Origin of the sequence: Pseudomonas sp. QLc11A (assembly GCF_052112305.1) — a bacterium.
GTDB classification, from domain to species: Bacteria; Pseudomonadota; Gammaproteobacteria; order Pseudomonadales; family Pseudomonadaceae; genus Aquipseudomonas; species Aquipseudomonas laurylsulfatiphila.
Genome location: NZ_JAVAJJ010000037.1, coordinates 1 through 6,661, shown reverse-complemented (window position 1 = coordinate 6,661; position 6,661 = coordinate 1). Strand labels below are relative to the sequence as shown.

Annotated in this window: 9 protein-coding genes; 6 read left to right on the top strand and 3 right to left on the bottom strand. The window is 51.7% G+C overall.

Going from position 1 to position 6,661, the window contains the following annotated elements:
* Positions 1-4: 4 nt before the first annotated feature.
* Together Q8X48_RS29745 and Q8X48_RS29740 are read left to right on the top strand one after the other, a co-directional pair.
* A complete protein-coding gene (locus Q8X48_RS29745; protein ID WP_407802655.1) occupies positions 5-244 on the top strand; it encodes a hypothetical protein in 240 nt (79 codons plus the stop codon).
* A 714-nt stretch (positions 245-958) separates the two neighbouring features.
* Positions 959-1,084, top strand: a complete 126-nt coding sequence (locus tag Q8X48_RS29740; protein ID WP_407802659.1) for a hypothetical protein — start codon at positions 959-961, stop codon at positions 1,082-1,084.
* Positions 1,085-1,086: 2 nt separating this feature from the next.
* On the opposite strand, the gene Q8X48_RS29735 is transcribed toward Q8X48_RS29740, so the two are convergent.
* The 3 genes from Q8X48_RS29735 to Q8X48_RS29725 form a co-directional block, all read right to left on the bottom strand.
* Entirely contained in the window at positions 1,087-1,239 is a 153-nt protein-coding gene (locus Q8X48_RS29735) for a hypothetical protein (protein WP_407802656.1), read from the bottom strand.
* Positions 1,240-1,935: 696 nt separating this feature from the next.
* Entirely contained in the window at positions 1,936-2,316 is a 381-nt protein-coding gene (locus Q8X48_RS29730; protein WP_407802657.1) for a hypothetical protein, read from the bottom strand.
* 101 nt (positions 2,317-2,417) lie between these two features.
* Positions 2,418-3,110 carry a replication initiation protein gene (locus Q8X48_RS29725; protein WP_407802658.1) on the bottom strand — a complete coding sequence of 231 codons (693 nt, stop codon included), beginning with the start codon at positions 3,108-3,110 and terminating at the stop codon, positions 2,418-2,420.
* Positions 3,111-4,018: 908 nt separating this feature from the next.
* Between Q8X48_RS29725 and Q8X48_RS29720 the strand changes: the two genes are divergently transcribed.
* From Q8X48_RS29720 to Q8X48_RS29705, 4 genes are all read left to right on the top strand, one after another.
* Entirely contained in the window at positions 4,019-4,447 is a 429-nt protein-coding gene (locus Q8X48_RS29720; RefSeq protein WP_407802651.1) for a helix-turn-helix domain-containing protein, read from the top strand.
* On the top strand, positions 4,440-5,165 hold the full coding sequence (locus Q8X48_RS29715; RefSeq protein WP_407802652.1) for a hypothetical protein: 726 nt from the start codon (positions 4,440-4,442) through the stop codon (positions 5,163-5,165). The genes Q8X48_RS29720 and Q8X48_RS29715 overlap by 8 nt, the downstream gene beginning before the upstream one ends.
* Positions 5,166-5,585: 420 nt before the next feature.
* A complete protein-coding gene (locus Q8X48_RS29710) occupies positions 5,586-5,927 on the top strand; it encodes a helix-turn-helix domain-containing protein (protein ID WP_407802653.1) in 342 nt (113 codons plus the stop codon).
* A 135-nt stretch (positions 5,928-6,062) separates the two neighbouring features.
* Entirely contained in the window at positions 6,063-6,248 is a 186-nt protein-coding gene (locus tag Q8X48_RS29705) for a hypothetical protein (RefSeq protein ID WP_407802654.1), read from the top strand.
* Positions 6,249-6,661 lie beyond the last annotated feature (413 nt).

Here is a 6,661-nt window from a genome sequence, read left to right as displayed (position 1 = left end):
ATCGATGCGGGCTGGAATCCAGGAAGAAACCTTACGCGCCATGCTCGAGGCCGGCGCCGTGCGCGAGGTGCTGGTCAGCCGGCACGCTGAAAAATGGGGTTTGGCCATTCGCCTGGGCGGCGCCGGCAGTCGCTGGCTACCGGTGCGCTCGCGACGCGAAACGCTGCGCACCTGGGCCAGTTTGACGGCGGTCGGCCGCTTTGCCGAAGCCCAGGGCATCAAAGGGTTTGCCGTCGAGCTGTGACGCGTCATGGCGCGGAATCGCGGGCAAAAAAAAGCCGCCTTAGGAGGGCGGCTTTTCCTGCCAGTCCGGTTAGGGGCCGGGCTGACTCGCTCACAGGGAACGCTTGGTGTCCGCAAGAGATTACAAGCTGGTGCCACCCCGCGCAATCATTAACGATTGGTGATGGTCCGGGCGTCCGTTGAGGACGGCGGTAGGCAAGGGCTGGCGGGTTTTTGTATGTTTTTTGAGCAAAAAAAATCAAAGCCAAAATTTACGAAAAAAAATCTTCACCGGCCAAAGCCCTGTAAACCCTCGCTTCCACCGAAAAACGGTCCATGCCGACCGATCTGTGAGCCATTTCGCCGCACCACGGCTGGAAAAAATTCGTTAACATCGGGCCAGCTTCACGTTCAGACGAACGCGAAGCTGGACCTCTCCACACGGGCCTTGGAATCTGTGCCGGATGAAAGCGAGAGGCCATCGGCTTAGCCACCTCATAGGGAACGCTTGGTGTGTTTCCAAAAGGCGCGCGTGTTCCGGGATAAGCGCGCTGGAGGTATGGCCCAACTACGGGAGGGCCAAGCATGTTTAAGTTCAAACGTGCGTGGGACTTCGTGGTGGTTTGTCTGCGTGTGCATCACGTTTTCGAATTGCTGCGAGACCGCTTCGACGATCTGAAATAAGGTCGCCAAGATCGACCGCTTCAGCTTCGGCTGAGGCGGTTTTTTTTGTCTCATGAAAAAACCGCTAGGTGGATTGCCCCGTCGTCAGCCCCGTACTCTGCGAACATGGGCCAGTCTGACCGCTGTAGGCCGTTTTGCCGAAGCCCTGGGCATCAAGGGCTTTGCCGTCGAGCTGTAGTCTCACGTCAGCCCACACAGCGCCGGCGCCAAGATGGCCTGGCAGGCCGATGCCGATCGCACCAGGTCAAACACCCGGTGCAGCAGATCGAGCAGGAGGGAGGTCATGACATTGATCAGGGCTTCGTACAGAAACGCTTTGGTGTGAATCAGCATATGAGGTGTCCGCTGTAATGAGTGGACACCTATTAGAAGGCACGTTTTCGCGTGTCAGAAGCGGGACTTTGCATGTTTTTTAGAAATTTCCAGATCCCAGCCTAGGATTTCTCGCCTGCGAGAAATCCGCACGGAACACCAAGAAATTGAGATTTGGCCCCTCAAGTGTTGATACCAGGTAGGCAACGGCTGATGGCACGCAGAACAACGTGATAAGACCGCCAAGGGAACGCCTGCGGAATGGAGTGCAAACGGCCTGAGCCTGGGGGAAAGGCGGGCAAGACAGGTGAAGGGGGCCTACCGGCCCCTTCACGTCTTGCCCATTCGCCTGCGGCTCAAAGGGGGCCATTAGCTGCCTTGGTCGTACACGGAGTTCCACGCTGGGACTTTAGTTTTTCGCGTCCGCGAAAATGCGCGCGGGCCAAGAAGTTTTCGCATGCGGAAACTTTTGATGTGGGCCTTTTGTACTTTTGGCCAGCAGGGCAAAGGTACCTTGGCGTAAACCCTCTGCCTCGCTCTCGGCATTTGAGGGATTTCGGCGTGTGCATTTTCTCTCAACGAGCGCTGGATTTTCGCGTAGCCGGAATCTTTCCCCCTTTCAGCGGTATGAACGTCAACTGTGCAGGGGCTTGCGGTGGAACAGCCGGAATCCTTCCCTCTTTGAATGGCGAGTTTCCGATTCGGAAAACGGTTAGCTCATTCGTCCAAGGCGCTGAACAAACTGGCCCAGGTGGCGGGCTCTTGAGGACCTGAAGGGGCGGCCGTTTTCGGTTGTGCTGGAGCAACCTCGGGTTTGTGTTCGAGCAAGCGCATCGTCTCGCGCAGCTCTCGAACTTCTTCGCGCAACAAACGCAGCTCTTCCAGGAGAGGGTGCAGGGTGTCGAAAAGGGGTGTCGGGGAGGTGTCGGGAGTTGGTGTAGGGGAGTGTCGGGTGGAGCCTGGCGGTTCACCGTAAACCCGGATCATTTCAGACAGGTCGATCACTTTCTGGCCTTTGCCGTCGATACCCGCTGTTACACGGCCCTTGGCCACGGCTTCATGCAGGGTGGAACGGTGCAAACCATAGAGATTTGCCATGCGGCCGATGGTTAATTTCGCCATGTAGGGCAGTGTCGGGTTCTGTCTGTAGGGTGCCGGTAGTTTAGCACTGTAAATATGTGCTCACTGTCGAATGGCACTCATTGAAGTTGCAGTGTCATCTGATCGTTCTTAGTGATCGCAAACAAGAACCCGACGATCTTCCGGCCTTTCCGTTGGGGATCGACCGAAACAGCTAAATCGGTGTTTTTATTAAGCTCTGCTAAGGCAGGATCTATGACCCAGCGTCGGAGGTCTTTGACGTTTGGGTACTTGTCGCCAAGGTCGAGCATTTCCCGTAGTTGCTCCAGGGTACAGTTCCGTTTTTTGAGCTTTACGAACTGGCTCATCAGCTCATAAAGACGGACAGCGTAGAAGCTAGATAGGCTGCCAATCTGACGGAGCTGGTAGCTGGTGAATTCCTTGTTGAGCATGGTTAGATGTGGCAACACTGTCGGGGAGAACCCTAGCTCGACGCAGCCTTGACCTTCCTTGTATTTCACGTGGAAAACCCAACGCATGCGCTCTACGAGCTTACCTTTGACATAGCGGCGAATGTCGCGGTTGAACAGCCTGGTTGCAGCATCATCTAAGGCTTCATAGGCGTGCTTAACGTCTATACCGAAAACCTCAGCGAAGCTGTCGGCACGGACTGTCAAATAACCATCCTTGGGGAGTGGTTTGCGTGAGTCAATCAGGGATGCTGCCGCTAGTACAAGGCGCTTCTCGTTGAGCGTTAGCGTGTGTGATGCTTCGACCAGCTTGTTCGACTGAGTAACCTTATTCTCAACCATTGCCCTCTCCATCACACCCGGAATCTCTCCCTGATAGGGTATTTGGGGAGAGGGAGTAGGTCAACTCCCTCTCCCTGTATTTGTGTGAGACAAACGCCCCCCTGATTTGTCTGTGGAAAACACCCGGAATCTCTCCCCTTTAACCCGGAATCTCTCCCTGTTTAACCCGGAATCTCTCCCTGTTTAACCCGGAATCTCTCCCTGTTTAGTGGTGATTTACCCTTGTAAATCAATGCTTTGATGGTTGCTAAAACAAGGAAAAACAAGAAAAACAAGCTTAAAATGGAGAGTTGGCAACTCGCATATCAGTCCTACCTACAAGCCCGGAATCTCTCCCCCATAAAGGCCCTAGTCATAAACCGGACCAGTCATTGGGGTATTCCACGCCTTTCAACAGGTGATTTAGTCTGCGCATGGCAACCCCACATCAAAGCTAACGAAAGACCGCCAATAAAAATCCAGTGCATCCCGGTTACGTAAAAAGCGAGTAATCAGTACTGCAAGCGTCTGACGTAACGAGGACAAATCCAATTCTTTGGGCGTTTGTTCTCCACGCAAAACCTGGATAGAGAGATAAAAATGATTGATTGGGTAGGAAAGGCCAGGGAGACCGTTCAGATAGGTCTTCTACAGTACGCTTGGTGGTACGTAGAAGAGCTTTACGGGCCACGATAAAGACCCAGAAAAGGAAAAGCCCACCCCTTGTAGGGGGTGGGCTTTAGTAATCCCGCCGATGCGATCTTTATCTCTTTCGAGCCAGCCGATTGCAGGGCTATCAGTTCGAGCCAGACGTTTTTTTCTGGTCGTGAGGGGACAATATCGTTAATTATGATCGTGTTAAAGGTGCGCTGGTGTCACCCTATATGTATATTCATAATGTGTGACTGTAAAAACTTTTTGAGGCCTCGATGAAAAATTTACGTTCTGAAGCCGAGCTAGAAGCGAAATGGGGTCAGGGAGCTCTCTCCTTGGGGTGGACGCCTGTGCCAACCGCATTGTTGTTTTTACAGGCTGATTTGGGCTTGAATCCCGTTGACATGAATATCTTGATTAACTTGCTATCTCACTGGTGGAAGCCTTCTGACAAGGTTTATCCTTCTCAAGATGCCATTGCAAAAAGAATGGGCGTTTCGAAAAGGACTGTGCAGCGTTCAATTGATAAAATGGAGCTTTTGAAAATAATTGAAGTTCAAAGCACAAAGCGAAGCAGCCAGTATAAAGGGCGTAATGTTTATAATTTAAAGCCATTGGCATTAATTTTAGATCAGACAGCCCCTATGGTAAGAGATAAAATAGACATGGCTAAGATGTGGAAAAGGCGTCAGGAAGATGAATGAAGATATAATCAAAAAAATAATTAGCTGCCTTTCTATTGCTAGGGTGTCTGCATACACAAACATAGGCTTTAAAACAGATTCAAAAGAACTTATCGATGCATATTTTTCCTTACAAGAAATGTCTTCTCATTTTTTCGTTCCTATTCAGGTAATCGAGATCTGTTTGAGAAATTCAATCCAGACAGCGCTTTACAATAGATTCCCAAAAGACGAGAAAAATGGCAAAAATTGGTATGATATTTTGCCAATTTCTGACGAATCAAAGAAAATTGTGTTGTCAGCGAAGACCAAATCATTGGTCAATGCTGGAAAAAAAGGCGCCGCGAACTATACCGAAGATGATTTGGTTTCAAACATGATGTTTGGCTTTTGGGTTCATATGCTTGAGCCAATCCATGCGACCTCTCAATCTAACCCATATCACTTTTGGCAATATGAGTTAGATAATATTTTTCCTGGTCGTAATGGGAAATCTGTAAAAGAGATTTTTTCAGAGCTAAAAAGAATTAATGTGTATAGGAACAGGCTCTATCATCACGAGCCGGTATGGAAAGGTAAAAAGGTAAAAAGCTTAAATCAAGCGATCGCATCTCTTGAAAGGGAGTACGACAACATTTTCACCGTTATTGGGTGGTTGTCTCCTGAAAAAATAAATTACATGGTAGATGTCGGTTTTAAAGGCAGGTTTGAGGAGTGCTGCAATAAGTATAGAAAATGAGACGGTTTCTGTTGCGTATAACGGGACATTCGTTAAATGGCCCCCGTCATCCAAGCCCACCCTGGTGGGCTTTTTTGTGCCTGGTGGACACCAGAGGGGTGGGGACTGGTCCACCAGCGCCCTAGTGAGGGGTTTTACGCGAAGCCCTTCCTATGAGCGTGCCACCAGCCTTCCGGTAGGAAAGTTCCAGCGTGTAACTTTGCGGATTTTCGCGGACGCGAAAATCCGCAAAGCGGGCAACGCACTTTACGTAAGTACGCAAAAGCGTAAGTGCGTAAGCACGTAGGTGGATTCAACGGAGTAAAAAGGAAACAATCAAAGATAAAAAAGTCACCTTGACACGTGATTTGGCTTTGTTAGAATTGGTTTCGTCCCCTTACAGTGACAAATTAGAAAGCTAACCACTTAGGAAGAAATCAGATGAACGCATCTAAAGCCATCAGCAACACCGTCTACCATGAAGAATTGCGCCGCGCCCGTATCCAGCGCGGTCTGACCCAGGAGCAAGTAGCCGAAGGCGCCGGGATCTCCAAGACCATGGTCCAGCGTTATGAAACCGAGCCGGGCAAAGGCCATCACGCTCGTCCTAGCGAGGGAACGGCGATGAAAATCGAGGCGTACCTGCAACGTGTGAAGCCCTTGAGCGAGGCGGCGGTGGTGGTGGAAGAGACGGCTGATCTGCTCCAGGGTGTGTCGCTGGATGAGCTGATCGAGGAGATCAAGCGCCGCGGCTTCCAGCTGACTTTGCAGTCTCGTGCCTAAGGCAAACGGAACCTCTAAAGAATGGCGATCGCCCGGCGGCAGAGGCAGTGGGCAAGCATGAGTGGCCACTACTCACAACTGAGTGGCCACTATCAACATTTGGGGGGCAACTATTAACACTTGGGGGGCATGGAAATGAAAAACCTGGATGCGGTGCCGCGATTTATTGAGCCGGGAGACGCCCAGGACACAGTCCTGGAACTGCCTATTTTCGTCACGCGGCCGGCGGATGAAGTCACGCGCAGACAGCGCTTAGCGGCTCTCGCGGCGGCTCATGAAGAGGCACAAAACAACGCTGCAGAACGGCCAAGTAAGCGTTAAACAATGCGCGAAGCCTTGTTCAGCAACGGATGGTGGTTAGGCCGGAGAACACACCGAGCTGGCTGAAAGGACGGGCAAGATAGGTGAAGTGGGCCTACCGGCCCCTTCACATCTTGCCCATTCGCCTGCGGCTCAAAGGGGCGTTGAGCAACACGAAGTTCCACGCTGGAACTTTGGTTTTTTCGGGGATGCGAACATGCGCGCAGAGCGCTATCGCTCTGCTCCTGTGCGATATCTCACAGGGGTGAACGAACCCTCGTTCATGGGACGCGAACATAGAGGTCGAATCGATGCGGGCTGGAATCCAGGAAGAAACCTTACGCGCCATGCTCGAGGCCGGCGCCGTGCGCGAGGTGCTGGTCAGCCGGCACGCTGAAAAATGGGGTTTGGCCATTCGCCTGGGCGGCGCCGGC